Genomic DNA, 16,911 nt, shown 5'->3' on the forward strand with positions numbered 1-16,911 from the left:
TCCCGCCCGTCCAAAAAGGACGGGCGGGACGCCCATCCCACTTTCAAGAGTGGAAGTTATTTAATTCTCATTCCTAATAAGGTAGGGGCGGGTTAACAAAAAATATCTGCTCATAATTGACAATCTCAAAAACCCGCCCTTTTAATCGCGGTAACTCGATCGGACACGATCTCAAATCGTTATCAAAGCAGATTTCGTGTCATCTAAGGTGCGTGACTTTCCAGCATCTCGCTGTTAATTGAGGATCTAAAAAGTCACGCACCCTAACGAGTATAGATAAACCCGCCCTTATAAATTCAGCAATTCTACAATCCGCTGAAGCGGAATGTGCGCCCAATCCAAGCGGTAATTGAGTTCGTAGGCTAGCTCGGCAACCGCTTTTTCCAAAATGTAAGCATCCAGCAAAACTTGTAGTTCCGGTATAGATTTGGGCAAGAAACTTGCATCGGCTGCAGTCGCCAAATAACTCTTGACAAAAGTTAGGCTGACCCAGCGGTGCCAAACGTTCGCCCACTGCTGCATCTCCGGGAGATTTTCAGGGCGAATCATGCCACTTTCTACTTCATTGCGGAGTGCCAAAGTAACAGCGTAACTTATAGATTGCAGCATTCCCGCAACATCTCGCAGGGGCGACCTCTTCATCCGCCGCTCGCTTAAGGGTCGATCGCGTTCTCCTCCGAAATCAATAATTACGAAGTCTTTGCCTGTATAAAGAACTTGCCCGAAATGAAAGTCCCCGTGACAGCGAATTCTATCGGCGGTGATTCTCAAGTTTAAAATAGACTTGAAACGTTCCATGATCAACTCTTCGCGGTTGAGGAGCTTTTGCGCCGATTTTTGTATTTCTGGTGGCAGTTTAGACAGCCGTTTTTTCAGATCCAGCAAAGTTCTTCCCGCCAGATTTCTCATGTGTTGATAGATGGAACGCTGGTAAAAGGAGGTGAAGTTTTCTGGGGCAAAAGCGGGATTTTCTGTGTCAGAAGCTAAAGCCAGGTGAAGTTCGGCTGTCCGTTGACCTAAAAGTTCGGCTGATGCTAAGTAAGAGCCGATGAGTTCGCGAGCTAATTCTGGAATTTCTAGCGATAAATCGGCTACTAGCGAGTTTTGCTGCCGCTGGGTTTGTCCGGTCAAAGCGTTCGGCAAATAATTTTCGGGGGCAGTAGATAAATTATCGCTGGAATGCTTTGCTTCTACTGTCATTACTTGCTCGAAATAGTCGCGCAGTGTGTCTAATGTATAAGACCAAGCATCTACGCTGTCGGGGATTAATTTTTGTAGGATTCCGACTGTAAGGACTTGTTTGGCTGGTGTGTGATATTCCAATGCTCCGGTAATTGGAGCGTAGTGTTGGATCGAGTTGCGCTCTGTTAAAAAGCGTCCGATTTCTAATTCAGGGTTAATACCTTCCTCGACTTTTCGCAATATTTTCAGGACGAAGCGGTCGCCGTAACCTGCAGATGTATTGCTTTGTTCTTTTTTGAACAGGTGAGGTTCGAGCTGCGCTAACTCTTCTTCTGATTTGAATGCACTGTCGGCAATTCCTAGCAGTTGACCTGCAACACCTCTGTAACTGCGAGAATTGGCGATCGCCCCCAGCAGTGCGCTCAGAAAACCTTTCTCCCCAGCAGCATCAAATAGTACCCCGATTTCCTTTTTGGTTTCTGGGAAGTGCAGGCGCGCGATCGCCCGATCGTCCACATCGCCTTTAATCTCTTCCCACCCTAAAGGCAAAACGTAAGTTTCCGGCATACCTTCAGTATAATTCAACTGCAAAAACAGAATGTAAACTTGAGATTCCTCTCCCGCGCTATCTTTACATTCAATCGGTAAAACCTCACTTATTTCTAAAGATTGAATTGTCCGATCTGAACCGCTAAACCAGCGATTCCGCCGCAAGTATCCCGGCAAAAGATTAAGCAGCATATCGCTTAACTGACTTGTAGCAAAAGCAGTTTTCCAATTACCTATGACCGCCAAAGTAGGCAAGTCTGTGGGCACACCGTGCAGCGAAAAATCTTCGTGTTTAACAGTAAGAGTAAACCAGTAAAACGTGTGAGGACTCAAACTCAAAAAGTAAGGCGAATCGCCAACAGCAGGAAACTCCGTGCGGCCGAAAATCTCCACCGGAACAGCACCTTTAAAGGGCGCAAGGTCTAATTCGGCCGTCTGGACAAAGCGCGACAAATTAGCCACTACGAGGATGTGTTCGTCTTGATAAGTACGTACAAAAGCTAAAACTTTGCGGTTTTCCGGGTATAGGAATTCGCAAGTTCCGCGGCCGAATGCTTGGAAGCGCTGCCGAATTGCAATCAGGCGTTTCATCCACCACCAAAGAGAACTCGGATTCGCCCGCTGCGCGTCCACGTTAACAGATTCGTAGTGATATTCAGGGTCAACAATGGGCGGTGCGTAAAGCCGCTGCGGGTTAGCACGACTAAAACCGGCATTGCGATCGCCACTCCACTGCATCGGAGTTCTCACCCCGTTGCGATCGCCCAAATAGATATTGTCTCCCATGCCAATTTCATCGCCGTAGTAAAGCACCGGCGTACCCGGAAGAGACAGCAGCAAAGCATTCATCAACTCGATACGGCGGCGGTTATTTCCCATCAAAGGAGCCAAACGGCGGCGGATGCCCAAATTAATTCTCGCCTGAGTGTCTTGAGCGTAAACCCGATACATATAATCTCGGTCTTCATCACTCACCATTTCCAGCGTCAATTCATCATGATTCCGCAAAAATAATGCCCACTGACAATTATTGGGAATATGCGGAGTTTGCTGGAGAATGTCGCTAATTGGGAAGCTATCTTCCATATGCAAAGCCATAAATAAACGCGGCATCAGCGGAAAATGAAAGTTCATGTGACATTCATCCCCAGCAGCGTAATATTCAACTGCATCCTCCGGCCACTGATTCGCCTCAGCCAGCAGCATCCGGTTCGGGAAGTTTTCATCTACGTGCTTCCGCAATTGCTTCAGGAATTGGTGAGTTTCTGGCAGGTTTTCGCAGTTAGTACCTTCGCGCTCGTACAGGTAAGGCACCGCATCCATCCGCAGTCCGTCTACTCCCAGCGCCAACCAGAAATCTACCACATCTAAGATGGCTTGGCGGACGGCCGGATTGTCGTAATTCAAATCGGGTTGGTGCGAATAAAAACGGTGCCAGTAATAAGCTTTTGCTACCGCATCCCAAGCCCAATTAGATGTTTCAAAATCTTGGAAAATAATCCGAGCATCTTGATATTTTTCCGGCGTGTCGCTCCACACATAAAAATCTCTTTCGTTACTGCCTTTCGGGGCCCGGCGCGCTCGCTGAAACCAAGCGTGCTGGTCGGAAGTGTGGTTCACAATCAACTCAATAATGACTCGAATTCCACGCTGGTGCGCTGCTTCTAAAAGGTCTTTAAAGTCCTCTAATGTGCCGTAAATCGGATTGACCGTAGTATAGTGAGATGTATCGTAGCCGTCGTCTCGGAGCGGCGAAGGAAAAAATGGCAGTACCCAAATGGCTGTGACTCCCAAGTTTTGCAGGTAATCCAGTTTTTCTGTCAGTCCTCTAAAGTCGCCGATCCCGTCTGCATTGCTGTCGGCAAAAGCGCGAACTGGTACTTCGTAAATAATCGCGTCTTTGAACCACAACGGGTCGTTATTTAACATTGAGTTTGGCATGATTTGTAGCGATGATTGGTAATTGGTAATTTTTACTTAAAGTTTGGTAATTGGGATTTGTTAGTTCCCATCCAAACTGATAAATCATAACTTATAATTGGGCCGCTATTCATCATGCCAGCCCCAGACTTTTAATCGTAATTTATGAACGCAAAACTTATAATTTCTTAACTATAAAATCTCAACAATCTGTTTTGCTATTTCGGACACAGTTAACAATCCGGGTACTGTGCTACCTACCGATGCGCGGTGCACACCCTACCAAGGCGTGTCAATCGATTTTAGATTTTAGATTTTCGATTTTCGATTGAAGCACTGACCCCACGGATAAATTCGGGGGCTTACTTATCGGATACAGGTTTTTTATTTCTGGGTCCTGAGTCTGCGAAGGAATGAATCCGGGGGCTTGTACCCTGGATGCTTGATTGTCAACTTAAGCCTGAAACCCCTCTGTATCTCTCGCTGGTAGCCCAGTCTAGATCCCCCTCGCATCCCCCTTGATAAGGGGAGTAGGGGTTGACTTTGAGAACACTCTTGTCCCCCCCCTCTTATTAAGGGGGCTAGGGGGGATCGAGCCCTTGTTGACACTAAGCACACCTACAGACTCAGGGTTAGGTGCGGTATTTACTACCTGCCGGACGGTTGCCACGACATTACAGTACCTTGACGTTGATTGCTAATTTTCGTTACATTAGTTTACATAAAGCAACAAAAGTTAAGGAAAAAGTAAAAATGACTATTGTAATCGCTCTTTTAATCGTCGGTTGGGTAGCAGCCTCAGTAATTGGCACTCAAGCATATTTCCTGGGCGAACAGTCAAAGCCTATCCACGAGCGGAATTGGAACGATGAATCTTTTGAAAAATTGGCTGTAGCAATCACAGCAACAGAGATGGATTACAGCGTTCGCGTTCCCGCCTACAGCATGGATGCTTACGGCAGCCGCACCATCTCGAATTCTTGATATCAAGTAACAGGTTTCACTATTTTCAATAACAGGCATCTTGCCTGTTCCTAATTTTCAATAACAGGCAAGATGCCTGTTCCACAAGAGAATTGATTATTTGTGGAACAGGCATCTTGCCTGTTCCTAATTTTCAATAACAGGCAGGATGCCTGTTCTACAAGAAAATTGATTATTTGTGGAACAGGCATCTTGCCTGTTCCTAATTTTCAATAACAGGCAGGATGCCTGTTCTACAAGAGAATTGATTGTTTGTGGAACAGGCATCTTGCCTGTTCCTAACTATTCGGCAACTACAAACTGTTACCTGCTAGCGCCGGACGAGACTCTTTTTTGCGAAATTGCAAAGAGTTATTTTCACAGTCGATCGCAATTGTATCACCTTCGACAAACGCATTTTCCAGAATCTTGTTAGCCAGCGGGTTTTCCAACTCCCGCTGGATGGCGCGTTTCAAGGGGCGAGCGCCGTAAACCGGGTCGTAACCGACATCTGTGATATGGTTTTTCGCCGCATCGGACAGTTCCAAAGTAATTTTTTGCTCTGCCAACAAACGCTCGATCCGCTTCACTTGGATACTGACAATTTGCCGCAGTTCGACCTTGCTCAAAGTGTGGAACAAAATTATCTCGTCCACCCGATTGAGAAATTCCGGCCGGAAGTGCGATCGCAGCGCTGCCATCACCCGTTTTAACATCTGTTCGTACTCTTGGTCTGTCTCCCGTTCTTGAGTCAATAAATTTTCATTTTCAGTCTTGTTTTCACTCTTACTTACACTATCAACCTCAACTCGCTGGGCCGACACCTCAACAGTACCGTCTGCCGCCACTTTATAATCTGTCTTTTGACTTGACAAATCTTTCGTTTCCTGCTTCCGGCTAGCAGGTTTTTTGACGGTTTTTTCCTTCTTAGTAAACACGTCTAAAATGTGGTCGCTGCCGATATTGCTAGTCATCACAATTACGGTATTTCTAAAGTCAACCACTCGACCTTGAGAATCGGTAATTCGGCCGTCATCCAACACTTGCAGCAAAATGTTAAATACGTCCGGGTGCGCTTTTTCCACTTCGTCAAACAGCACTACCGAATAAGGATGTCTCCGCACTGCTTCGGAAAGTTGTCCCCCTTCATCGTAACCGACATATCCGGGAGGAGCTCCTACCAACCGAGAAACGCTGTGTTTCTCCATGTATTCCGACATATCGATGCGGACGATCGCATCATCGCTGTCAAACAAAAACTCCGCCAACGCCCGCGCTAACTCAGTTTTTCCCACGCCTGTCGGGCCCATAAACAAGAAAGAGCCGATCGGCCTGCCGGGGTCTTTCATGCCCGCCCTAGCGCGCCGAATTGCCGCCGCCACGGCTGTTACAGCTTCCTCTTGACCGATGACTTTTTGGTGCAAGTGTTTTTCCAATTGCAGCAATTTTTGGCGTTCTGATTCCAACAATCGGTTAACCGGAATGCCCGTCCATTTAGCGACAATTTCCGCAATATCGCCCTCAGTAACTTTTTCGCGCAGCAGGGAAGAACCTTGAGCTTGCTGTTTCAAAAGTTCCGCTTCTTTCGCTTCGCGATCGCGCACCGCAGTTTCCAACTTGCCATACTTTAACTGTGCGGCTTTATTCAAATCGTAAGCCCTTTCTGCTTGTTCGATTTGCACTCGCAGTTGGTCTTCTTCTGCTTTCAATTTATTGATTGCATCCAACAACTGCTTTTCGCCCAACCACTGAGACGACAATTTTTCCTGCTTGACTTTTAAAATGTCAATCTCAGATGTGATGCGTTCGACGCGGAAGCCGAGCCCAGGGGCTAGAGCACCTTTTCCTTCCCCTTCGATCGACAATTTTTCCATTTCCAACTGCATCACCCGGCGGTCGATTCCTTCCAATTCCACAGGTTTAGAGGTAATCTCCATTTTCAAGTGGGCGGCCGCTTCATCTACCAGGTCGATCGCCTTGTCCGGCAAAAAGCGATCGGAAATATAGCGAAAAGACAGAGTTGCAGCAGCTACCAGGGCCGAATCAGTAATTTTTACCCCGTGGTGGCGTTCGTAACGGTCTTTCAATCCGCGCAAAATCGAAACAGTATCTTCAACGCTGGGTTCGCCGACAAATACTTGTTGAAAGCGGCGTTCCAGGGCTGGATCTTTTTCAATATTCTTGCGGAATTCGTCGAGAGTTGTAGCGCCGATGCAGCGCAATTCGCCTCTCGCCAACATGGGTTTCAACAAATTTCCCGCATCCATTCCCGAACCGGAACTGCCGCCGCCACCAGTCCCGACAACCGTGTGCAATTCGTCAATAAATAGGACAATTTGCCCGTCGGAATCGATGACTTCCCGCAGGACTGATCGCAATCGTTCTTCAAATTCGCCCCGGAATTTTGCCCCAGCAATTAAACTGCCCATGTCAAGGCTAAATAGCTGGCGATTTTTCAAAGATTCCGGTACGTCGCCGTTGACAATTCGCTGGGCTAAACCTTCGGCGATCGCAGTTTTTCCGACTCCGGGATCGCCAATTAACACTGGATTGTTTTTTTGGCGGCGGGAAAGAACTTGTACCACGCGGCGGATTTCCTCGTCGCGGCCGATTACTGGGTCGAGTTTGCCGGCTTTGGCGGCTTCTGTCAAATCGCGGCCGTACTTGCTGAGGGCGTCGGAGTTAGCTTCCCCATCTTGATCTTGGGCTTTAGCGCTGCTGCGGCTGCCTTTCCCGGTTTCGGAATTTTTTTCTTGGGCTTTAGCAGTGGCGCGGAAAGATTTGATGGCTTCTTCTAGTTTTGGTCGATCGAGTGTACCGGCTGGGGGTTTGCGATCGTAACCGGGGCGGCCAGGCGGGCCGTCGCCTTTTGTCAGCAACCTGCGGCCGACTCGTTCGTCTTCTACTAAGCCAATTAATAAATGTTCAACGGCGATAAAATTATCTTGCCAAGTCGCCCTGGTGGCCTCGGCAACATCTAACATCACTTCTAAGCCGCGACCGAGGTATAGTTGGTCAGCGTTGGCAACTCTGGGCTGTCGTTTGGCAAAAGCATCTAACTGCTGGGCAAAGCGGGCGGCATCTACCCCAGCTTTGCTGAGAATGCTGTTGGCCTGGCCTTGCTGTTCGAGAAGGGCGATGGCTAAATGTTCAACCTCTAGCTGCTGATTGGCAAAGCGGCGGGCTACATCCTGGGATTTGACAATGGCTTCCCAGGCTTGATCTGTAAATTTGCTAGGGTCTGTTGGCTGCACGTTGGTTCCTCGCAATCAAGGGGATTCCTGTTGTTATCCGTTAATACATCGTCTCACAACCATCATAATCTTTAAACAGGATTATGAATTTATGAGTGCGGTTAACTAAGGCGGAAGTTGTGAAATAATTGACAAGATTGAAAAAGCTTACAGTCCGTAATCCACCCCGAAATTTGCTGCGGTGAGACTCACATCTTGCGCCATTCTCCAGAACGGGCAAGATGCCCGTTCCACAAAAGATAAATTTTCTTGTGGAACAGGCCGAAAAGCCTGTTCATAAAAGGCTAACTGACAATGGTGCAACATATGAGTTCAGACCGACTAGGGCGATTTCCTTCGGGATAGGTTCGCTGGCCGTACTTATAAAAATATTGCCAGAAACAAGATTTTTTATCGGCTGAGATTTATGCTATTTCCCACTTACCAATTTTTAGTATTTTTCCTAATTATTTTTAGCGCGATCGTCTCTGTGAAACCCCAAGTCGAGTTGTATAAAATTGTCTTGTTAGTTTCCAGTTTATTATTTTATTCCTTTTGGAGCTTTGACTTTCTCTTGCTCCTCATTTTCTCGACAGTTTACAATTATATCATTCTCCGGGCGATCTGCAACAGTAAGTATAAAAAAATTGCTTTCATCTCCGGTCTAATTTTCAACATTGGCTATCTCGGCATCTTTAAATATTGCAACTTCTTTGTAACTTCTTTATTTGAGGTACTGAATCAGCTACAAATTCCCGCCGACTTTCCAGTTTTGCAAATAATCGCCCCCGTCGGCGTGTCTTTCTACACTTTTAGAATAATTTCCCATTTAATCGACTGCTACCAGCAAAAAATCCCTTGTCCGAAATTTGTAGACTATGCCGCCTACATTACCTATTTTCCGCAAATTGCCTCCGGGCCAATCTCGCGAGCTCGCGATTTTTACTGGCAGCTAAATTCACCGGAAAAATACGACTATAAAATTGAAGAAGTTATAGTTTTGATTTTGTCGGGACTCTTCAAAAAATATACTTTGTCGAGCTTTTTGTTTAACTTCACTGACTTGCCATTCAAAGTCCCGCAGCAGTACAGCAGCATCGATTTAATCCTCGCGGCAATTTCCTATTCCTGTTTAATTTACGTAGATTTCAGCGGCTACTCGGATTTAGCCAACGGCATCTCCTGTTTGCTGGGTTTCAAACCCATTGCCAACTTTAATATGCCATACCGATCGCTCAGCCTGCAAGAATTTTGGAAAAGGTGGCACATCAGTCTTTCCGAGTGGCTGAGGGATTACCTTTACTTTCCTTTTGGCGGCAACAAATACGGCAAGTTGAGGAAGTACGTAAATTTACTGATGACAATGGCGATCGGTGGATTGTGGCACGGCGCCGGTTTAAACTTTATTTTCTGGGGAATAATTCACGGTTTAGGGTTAATTGTCAACCATTTATGTAAAGATATCCCCCAAGCTATCCACTTTAAATTAGACTATGCCTTTCCCAGATTTGCTAAATTTTGCAGTTGGCTGCTAACATTTACTTTTGTTACTTGTAGCTGGGTATTTTTCGGCACTCCCAACTGGGAAACTGCGGTGAGTTTTTTTGCAGGAATTTTCCATCCTGCCGTCGCAACTTTTCAATTTAACTTCTGGCAATTGTATTTAGTAATTGCAGTCATTGGCGCGATCAACTTGTGGGGCGATCGCATCTCCCAACTATTGCAAACCGTATTGTCATTAAAAAACATTTTCTTCCGAGTTGTCTTAGTTTCGCTGCTCGTGTATACTATCTTGATGTTGGGGCCTAGTACCGTTCCGCCTTTTATTTACTTTAATTTCTAAGACATATGAAAGACCGGGAAATTTTACTGATTGTTACTTCTGTAATTCTCACTTTAATCTTTTCAAACTTATCATTATTTCTCAAAAGCTTTGCTTCAACTCCTTTCGCAAGTCCAGAAATTAAACAAGCCGCGCGCCAGATAAAAATAGACGGTTTCCGAAAATCCGAACAAGATTTTTGGAGCAAAATTAAAGATATTAACTTCGATAGCCTCCCCAAAGAATCAGAACTTCCTCCTGTCCAAACCGAAACGAAAACTGCCGTTCAACCCCCTCAGCCTGCCACTGCTAAAAAACCAACTCAAGGGAAAAAAACAACCCCAGCTAAACCCAAACTGACCATACCTTATCGCAGATTTTTATTTATTGGAGATTCCGTAATGTTCGACTTAGGAATTCAACTCCAGTACACTCTTAAGAAAAAATACAATATCGCCGATACGAAAATTGACTACAAGGTCTCGACCGGATTAAATCGGATAGATTATTATGATTGGTATGCCAGAAGTCGCCAAACAATTAATAATTACCAGCCGGATGTAGTGATAGTTTTGTTTGGAGCCAATGACCGTCAAAATATTATAGATTCTCAAGGAAAAGCCCGGGCTGTTATGAGCAAAGAATGGCAAAAAGCTTATCAAGAAAGAGTTGAAAAATATGCCAATTTACTGGATTCGTCATCCGTGAGAAAAGTGTATTGGGTCGGTCAATCGATGCCCAACAAATCTTCCTATCTCAAAGCTTTTCCCATCATGAACAATATTTATAAGACTGCCAGTAAATCTTCATCAAAAATCGAATTTATTTCTACTTGGGAGACATTTGGACAAGGCGGAAAATTTGTTCCAGTAGTTGCTAATAAATCGGGTAAGCGAGGCTATGTAAAAAATAATGACGGCTTGCACTTTACCTCCCACGGAGCTCAAATTATCAGCGACTTAATCGTTGACAAAATGGTGAGCGACAAAATCTTAAAAGCTCCGACCAAGAAATGACGAGAGTAGGTTGGTTTTTGTGACTCAACTCAACCAATTTTTTTGACATTTCACCGATTAATGCAAGATAATATATTTAGTTTGGGACGCACATTGGTCTCGATCAACTAGGTTTATAGGGAAAATCTAGGATTGAGTTATAATAAATTTACTCATGAAACCGGGTTTATAACTCCCTATGCGTCCAGGACTAATATTGACAAAAAGCCACAGTAAATGTAATGCTGAATTCAGCATCCAACAACGGCCTCCATATCTAGCAATTGTCATGGCGACAAATTATGACGAGCAATATGTGGAAACTCGATCGCACTAACATCCCTGAGTCAATGGGGTGCAGTGGCACAGCGCTAATCTTCACTCTCACTAAATATACTCAACCTTGGCAAAGAATAAACCTAGTTGAAAAAATCCTGCAACAGTGCGGCATCGAGCCTTTTGCTGAAGTTTTGGGCGTACCCAACAGCGGAATATTCAGAGAAAATATACCGGAATCCGTCAGAAAACCGCATCCGAATTTGCTGTTTCGCGCTTTGGCAATTCAAGCATTGGGGAAGGTGCGAGAGGGGCTGATATCAAGTGAGAGAACGGCTAGAGCAAGTAATTTTAGCAAAAATCTGCTGGCGGCGTTAGAACAGGAAGCACGAGGGGGCTCGACTCCTTTAATTCGGTGGTCTGCGGCTGTTAGTATTAAGTCAATGTGGTTGGATGAAGTAGGGCAACAACAAGGCAAGGAAGGTGCTGTCAATTCCACAATCAATGCAGGGGAAATTGAGCGGCTGGTTGTAGAAGAGCAAATTCAACTATTAGCAAGCAACAAATTTGCTTTGGACGACAGCCGCAGACATGACAGCGGTAAGGAATATGAGAATTGTCTCGATTTTTGGGTGTACGGCCCTAGCTGGCTGCTGCCGAGCCTGCCAATGGATTGCGAGGAATATCTGTTTTGGATCGATCGAGTATTTGCTGCGATCGCACTTAGGGATTCCTACAAATTGAATGCCGAAAACGATGCAGCGGTAACAAACTTTTTGGAAGTTGCGGAAAAGAATTTTAATGACTTAGAATTCTCCAAAATACTTGCCACAATTTTTGATTTCCTGCACCACCCGGAAGCGAAAGTCAAAAATCTAGCTGCCATTATTTTAGCACCCTACAAAGACAAGCTGGAGCAAAAATCGGCGCAGATTCTGACAGCGATCCTATATAAATTTCAGGTAAAATATAAGCCTTTACAATCCCTGACTCTTCCCGAAATTGAGGAGTACAAAGCGTCACTGTATTTCGGTAAAATGGAAATTGACGACTTGTATTGTGAGGCTTTGGCGCTGTGCGGCGAGCGGGATGTCGAACTCGCAAGTTTCTTGTCAGCTAAACAGAGGGAATACCAAAATACTGTAGATGAGCAGATCAACAATCTCAGCAAGTTAGTTAAGTCGATCGTAGATTGCCAGAGCTTGTTAGATGCAAATAGGGAACTTTTGTATTTAACTATAGAGCGGCTGCAAAAATGGGATTACACCCTAGGTCATAAACTGTCTGTGCACCGCAAGAAACTCCAAAATCTCAGTTTTGACAAAAGCACATCCGAGCAGTGCATAAACCTCGACAACGAGCTAAATTCTCTCAGAGATTCTTTGCAATATACTTTGTATGAAGTCACATCCAAAATTAACAGCCTAATTAGAGATTTAGAACTTTCTGTGTCTAAAAATCACAAGACTGCAACAGATATCTTTAAATGGACATGGGTATTGTTCGGGGTGTGGTTTTCAGTAGGGCTGCTCTTGTATTTATCGGATTCAGTGATTAACTCGCTGTTTACCGTCAGCTACACAAGCGAATTTCTAGTTTGTTGGAATATTTTATTTAGTGTAATGCTGGTATTTTTGTTAGTATTAGCTATGTTTTTTTCGGCGATCGCTGCTTTAGACAAGCGCCGAGAATCTAAATTAATTCCTAAATTTGATAGCTTAAGCCAAATAGGGAGCAGTTTTTCTGTCTTGTGGCAAAAAATATATTTGCAGCAGTTTGTACCGTCGGTGCGATCGCATTAAAAGTGTTAAAAACCCCCTAAATCTCCTCAGTAGGGTGCGTCAGAGAAAGAGTTTCAACTTAACTCAAAAAAATTGTTTCTGACGCACCCTAGCAGGACTAGAGGACGAACTCTAAGATGCGGTTGTTGCTGCTACTTTCTGGGTGTTGCTACCTTGATTTTCCAGTTGAATTAATTCAACTTTATATCCATCTGGGTCTTGCACAAAAGCGATGACTGTTGAACCGTGCTTCATCGGGCCGGGTTCGCGACTAACTTTACCGCCACGAGCTTTAATTTCTTCGCAAGTACCGTAAATGTCGTCAACGCCGATCGCAATATGACCGTAAGCATCCCCTAAATTGTACTCTGTGACGCCCCAGTTGTATGTTAATTCCAAAACTGTAGTGTCGGATTCATCGCCGTAGCCCACAAAAGCCAGAGTAAATTTACCGTCTGGATAGTCCTTTTGCCGCAGCAATTTCATGCCCAGAACCTCAGTGTAAAATTTGAGGGACTCTTCCAGGTTGCCGACTCGGAGCATCGTGTGTAGTAGTTGCATTTAGCTCACTCCAAATTTTTTAAGCTTTAATCTATTTTAGCGATTTATTGCTGAAAAAACTCGCGCCTCAACCGTCGCAGTTCCCGCAGGTTGACAACTGTCTATTTGATTTAGCTTTGTACTTCCACCACACCCCGAAACATATTCATGCCGCAAGTAAATAGGTATCGTCCAGGTTTTTGAGGGGTGAATTCAACAGCCGTTACCTGATTTAGAGGCAATTCTCGCACAATGTGAAAATCTGGTAACAACACTTTTTCAAGACAACTGTTGGGGTCGCGCCTCAAGAAATTGAGCCTGACTAATTGACCTGCTTTCACAACTACAGTGGCAGGCTCATAACCCCCGTCTACAGTAATATTCAACTCTTGTATACCCTGAATAGATTCAGCTTGCTGCCCTTTAGATTTACTGAACAAAAACCACCACAATTCTAAACCTATTAATGTCAAACCACCTATTGTGACGCCAACTTTTAAACCTAGTGGCTGTTCAATGCTGCGGAATTGAGTCGTTGAAGTAGAATGCTGGACGGACATTTCTGAAGCTTGAACTCCCGATGCAATTCCCATCACAAGTCCTAAACTCGCGAGACTTCCCGAAATTTGACGATGGTGTAACATTTTTCTCATTCCTCCAAATTTATGCACTAGATTTGGCTTGAAAATTCCGCAAGCGCAAAGCATTAGTAACTACAGAGACTGAACTGAAAGCCATTGCTGCACCGGCGATAATTGGATTTAACAGCCAGCCAAAAATGGGGTACAAAATGCCCGCCGCGATCGGGATTCCAGCGATGTTGTAAATAAACGCAAAAAACAGATTTTCGCGGATGTTCCGCATGGTGGCGCGGGAAAGTTTAATTGCTGTAACTATGCCTTGCAAATCGCCTGAAATTAAGGTAATGTCGCTGGCTGCGATCGCCACATCTGTGCCGGTGCCGATCGCAATTCCCACGTCAGAAGCGGCCAAAGCCGGTGCATCGTTTATCCCGTCTCCCACCATCGCGACAATTTTTCCTCCCCGTTGCAGGGCTTGAATTTGAGCTGCTTTTTGGTCGGGTCTAACTTCGGCAAAAACGCGAGTAATGCCCACGGATTGGGCGATCGACTCCGCCGTCGCGCGATTATCTCCAGTCAGCATCGCCACCTCCAAACCGAGCTTTTGAAGCGCTTTCACCGCCTGCGCTGACGACGGTTTGAGGGCATCCGCAATGCCCAGAATTGCCTCTATTTTGCCTTCTACAGCCATCCAAACAACCGTTTTGCTCGCAGCTTCCAAAGCTCTCGCGCGCAGTTCCAGATATTCAGTATCGCAGCCGAGTTCCTGCATCCACCTCACCGTTCCCAGGGCGATCGACTTTCCGCCTACAACCCCGCGCACACCGCTTCCCGCGATCGCCTCAAAATCCTTAACATCCGTCAAATTCACCTCTTGAGATTGAGCATACCTCACAACAGCTTCGCCCAAAGGATGCTCCGAATTTCGCTCTACAGACGCCGCCAATTGCAGCAACTTTAACTCATTGCTATTCTCCGTTCCTTTAATTGTCACAAAATCAGTTACAGTCGGCTTGCCTTCAGTAAGAGTTCCTGTTTTATCTAATACGATAATTTGGATTTTATGAGCCAATTCTAAACTCTCGGCTCCTTTAATTAAAATCCCATTTTCTGCACCTTTCCCAGTTCCCACCATCACAGCAGTCGGAGTCGCCAAACCCAAAGCGCAGGGACAGGCAATAATCAGCACTTCCACCATTGTCACTGTGGCTAGAGTGAAGTTTCCCGTCGCGTTAAACCAGATAATAAAAGTAGCTAAAGCGACGGCAATTACTACAGGAACAAACCAACCAGTCACTTGGTCTGCTAACTTTTGGATCGGTGCTTTTGACCCCTGTGCGTCCTGCACCATCTTGACAATTTGAGCTAAAAATGTATCTTTGCCAACTCTTGTCGCCCGAAACTTGAAACTGCCAGTTTTATTAATTGTGGCTCCGATAACTTCGTCGCCAAGCTGCTTTTTGACAGCCAAACTTTCTCCCGTAACCATTGCTTCGTCTACCGTCGAAGCCCCCTCAATTACCTCTCCATCTACGGGGATTTGCTCTCCCGGCCGCACCTGCACGATGTCGCCAATTTCCACTTGGGCGATCGGCACTTCCAACTCTTCCCCGTTGCGAATTATTCGAGCAGTTTTTGCTTGCAAACCCATGAGTTTGCGAATGGCTTCGGAAGTCTCTCCCTTCGCCCGATTTTCTATGGTTTTCCCCAACAAAATTAAGGCAATAACGCTGGCGGCAACTTCGTAGTAAACGCCAGAATTTAAACCTTGGGCTGTGAATAAACCTGGGAAAAATGTCACAAATACAGAATAAAAGTAAGCAGCACTTGTACCCAAGGCAATCAGAGTATCCATTGTTGCTACACGCCGTTTTAGGGATTTCCAAGCTCCCACATAAAACGATTTCCCGCACCAAAATTGTACGGGTGATGTCAGCACTAATTGCAGCCAATAATTGTGCAGCCATGCGGGAATAAATGGCAGGTGCAAGCCGGTCATCGCTGGAATAGAACCCACCACTAGCAGGATGCTGATGATACCTGCTGTCCAGAGTTTTCGCTGCAAGGTTTGAGATTCCGATTTGCGATCGGCTTGTTCGGAATCATCCTCTGGCGCCGCCATTTCTGGAAGCGGCAAAGCTTCGTATCCCGCATCATCAACAGCAGATTGAATTGTTTCTAAGTCGGTTTGCTTGGAGTCGTATTGGATGGTTGCTTGTTCCATCCCAAAATTGACATGACACTCAATTACGCCGGGAACAGATTGGATTGCTTGTTCGACAGAGGCAGCACAAGAAGCACAACTCATGCCCCGCAATTTAAGTGTGAGATTGTCCATAGATGCCCTCCTAACTTATAAAGTTACCTTCTGTCTTCAAATGACCGAAAGCCCCCGGATTCATCCGTCCAGAAATAAAAAACCTGTATCCGAGAAAATTGCCCCCCGAATTTATCCGTAGGGTCAATGCTTCAATCTAAAATCTAAAATCTAAAATCGATTGACCTCGCCTAAAAACGGATAACGTGCGACGTACTCCTGTCGTGGAGAATCAAAAATTTTAGACTCTTGTTAAATCTCCCAGATTCAAAGCTGCAAGTAAATCTCAAATCTCAAATCTCAAATCTAAAATTGACTTGTTGGATAGCCAGCAGATGCGATCGCTTTCCTAACTTCACTTTCCGACTTAGCGGTGTGAATCGTGACCAATTTTGTCTTGAGATCCGCCTCAACGGTTGAGGCTGAGTCAATGGCTTGGACTGCTTTTGTGATTGTAGTCGCACAAGCAGAACAAGCCATCTTAGGCACTTTTAGCTGTAATGTCATAATTTGAACCTCAGCAGAAACTACTCTGCTCAATCAATGAATTAACTCTATTGTAAAGTCTCCAGTACACTGGAGAGTCAAGGGGAATTGCAAAATAAATCAGGAATTTATGAAAAAAGTGGTTTGACACGCTACCCATAGGGGTAAGGCGCGCACTGTGCACATACATAATTAGGTTGTGAGTTCTGTAAATCTTAACTTTGAGTGCGATCGACAGCACAGCAATAATTCTTTACAAGTTTGCC

The 16,911-nt window shown here is 45.3% G+C and carries 10 protein-coding genes; 4 read left to right on the top strand and 6 right to left on the bottom strand.

Annotated elements, in window-relative coordinates; genetic code table 11:
• Positions 1-288: 288 nt before the first annotated feature.
• Complete coding sequence (gene treS / locus QUB39_RS20315) at positions 289-3,672, bottom strand: maltose alpha-D-glucosyltransferase (protein ID WP_333208617.1); 3,384 nt, start codon at positions 3,670-3,672, stop codon at positions 289-291.
• A 732-nt stretch (positions 3,673-4,404) separates the two neighbouring features.
• Between treS and QUB39_RS20320 the strand changes: the two genes are divergently transcribed.
• Positions 4,405-4,635 carry a photosystem II protein, Psb35-related gene (locus tag QUB39_RS20320; RefSeq protein ID WP_333052866.1) on the top strand — a complete coding sequence of 77 codons (231 nt, stop codon included), beginning with the start codon at positions 4,405-4,407 and terminating at the stop codon, positions 4,633-4,635.
• A 293-nt stretch (positions 4,636-4,928) separates the two neighbouring features.
• Here QUB39_RS20320 and QUB39_RS20325 read toward each other — a convergent pair whose 3' ends face one another.
• On the bottom strand, positions 4,929-7,868 hold the full coding sequence (locus tag QUB39_RS20325; RefSeq protein WP_333485141.1) for an AAA family ATPase: 2,940 nt from the start codon (positions 7,866-7,868) through the stop codon (positions 4,929-4,931).
• A 406-nt stretch (positions 7,869-8,274) separates the two neighbouring features.
• Here QUB39_RS20325 and QUB39_RS20330 point away from each other — a divergent pair, with 406 nt between their 5' ends.
• From QUB39_RS20330 to QUB39_RS20340, 3 genes are all read left to right on the top strand, one after another.
• Positions 8,275-9,690, top strand: coding sequence for an MBOAT family O-acyltransferase (locus QUB39_RS20330; RefSeq protein WP_333485142.1), 1,416 nt, complete (start codon positions 8,275-8,277; stop codon positions 9,688-9,690).
• Between the two features lie 5 nt (positions 9,691-9,695).
• Positions 9,696-10,685: a DUF459 domain-containing protein gene (locus QUB39_RS20335; RefSeq protein WP_333390910.1), complete on the top strand. Its 990-nt coding sequence runs from the start codon at positions 9,696-9,698 to the stop codon at positions 10,683-10,685.
• Positions 10,686-10,966: 281 nt separating this feature from the next.
• On the top strand, positions 10,967-12,742 hold the full coding sequence (locus QUB39_RS20340; RefSeq protein WP_333262801.1) for a hypothetical protein: 1,776 nt from the start codon (positions 10,967-10,969) through the stop codon (positions 12,740-12,742).
• 111 nt (positions 12,743-12,853) lie between these two features.
• On the opposite strand, the gene gloA is transcribed toward QUB39_RS20340, so the two are convergent.
• The 4 genes from gloA to QUB39_RS20360 form a co-directional block, all read right to left on the bottom strand.
• A complete protein-coding gene (gene gloA / locus QUB39_RS20345; protein ID WP_333052871.1) occupies positions 12,854-13,282 on the bottom strand; it encodes a lactoylglutathione lyase in 429 nt (142 codons plus the stop codon).
• Between the two features lie 110 nt (positions 13,283-13,392).
• Positions 13,393-13,905 carry a cupredoxin domain-containing protein gene (locus tag QUB39_RS20350; RefSeq protein WP_333052872.1) on the bottom strand — a complete coding sequence of 171 codons (513 nt, stop codon included), beginning with the start codon at positions 13,903-13,905 and terminating at the stop codon, positions 13,393-13,395.
• A 19-nt stretch (positions 13,906-13,924) separates the two neighbouring features.
• Positions 13,925-16,180, bottom strand: coding sequence for a heavy metal translocating P-type ATPase (locus tag QUB39_RS20355; RefSeq protein ID WP_333313861.1), 2,256 nt, complete (start codon positions 16,178-16,180; stop codon positions 13,925-13,927).
• Between the two features lie 285 nt (positions 16,181-16,465).
• Positions 16,466-16,666 carry a heavy-metal-associated domain-containing protein gene (locus QUB39_RS20360; RefSeq protein WP_333208623.1) on the bottom strand — a complete coding sequence of 67 codons (201 nt, stop codon included), beginning with the start codon at positions 16,664-16,666 and terminating at the stop codon, positions 16,466-16,468.
• Positions 16,667-16,911: the final 245 nt, after the last annotated feature.

It is taken from the genome of Microcoleus sp. AT8-B5 (assembly GCF_036705565.1).
Taxonomy (GTDB): Bacteria; Cyanobacteriota; Cyanobacteriia; order Cyanobacteriales; family Microcoleaceae; genus Microcoleus.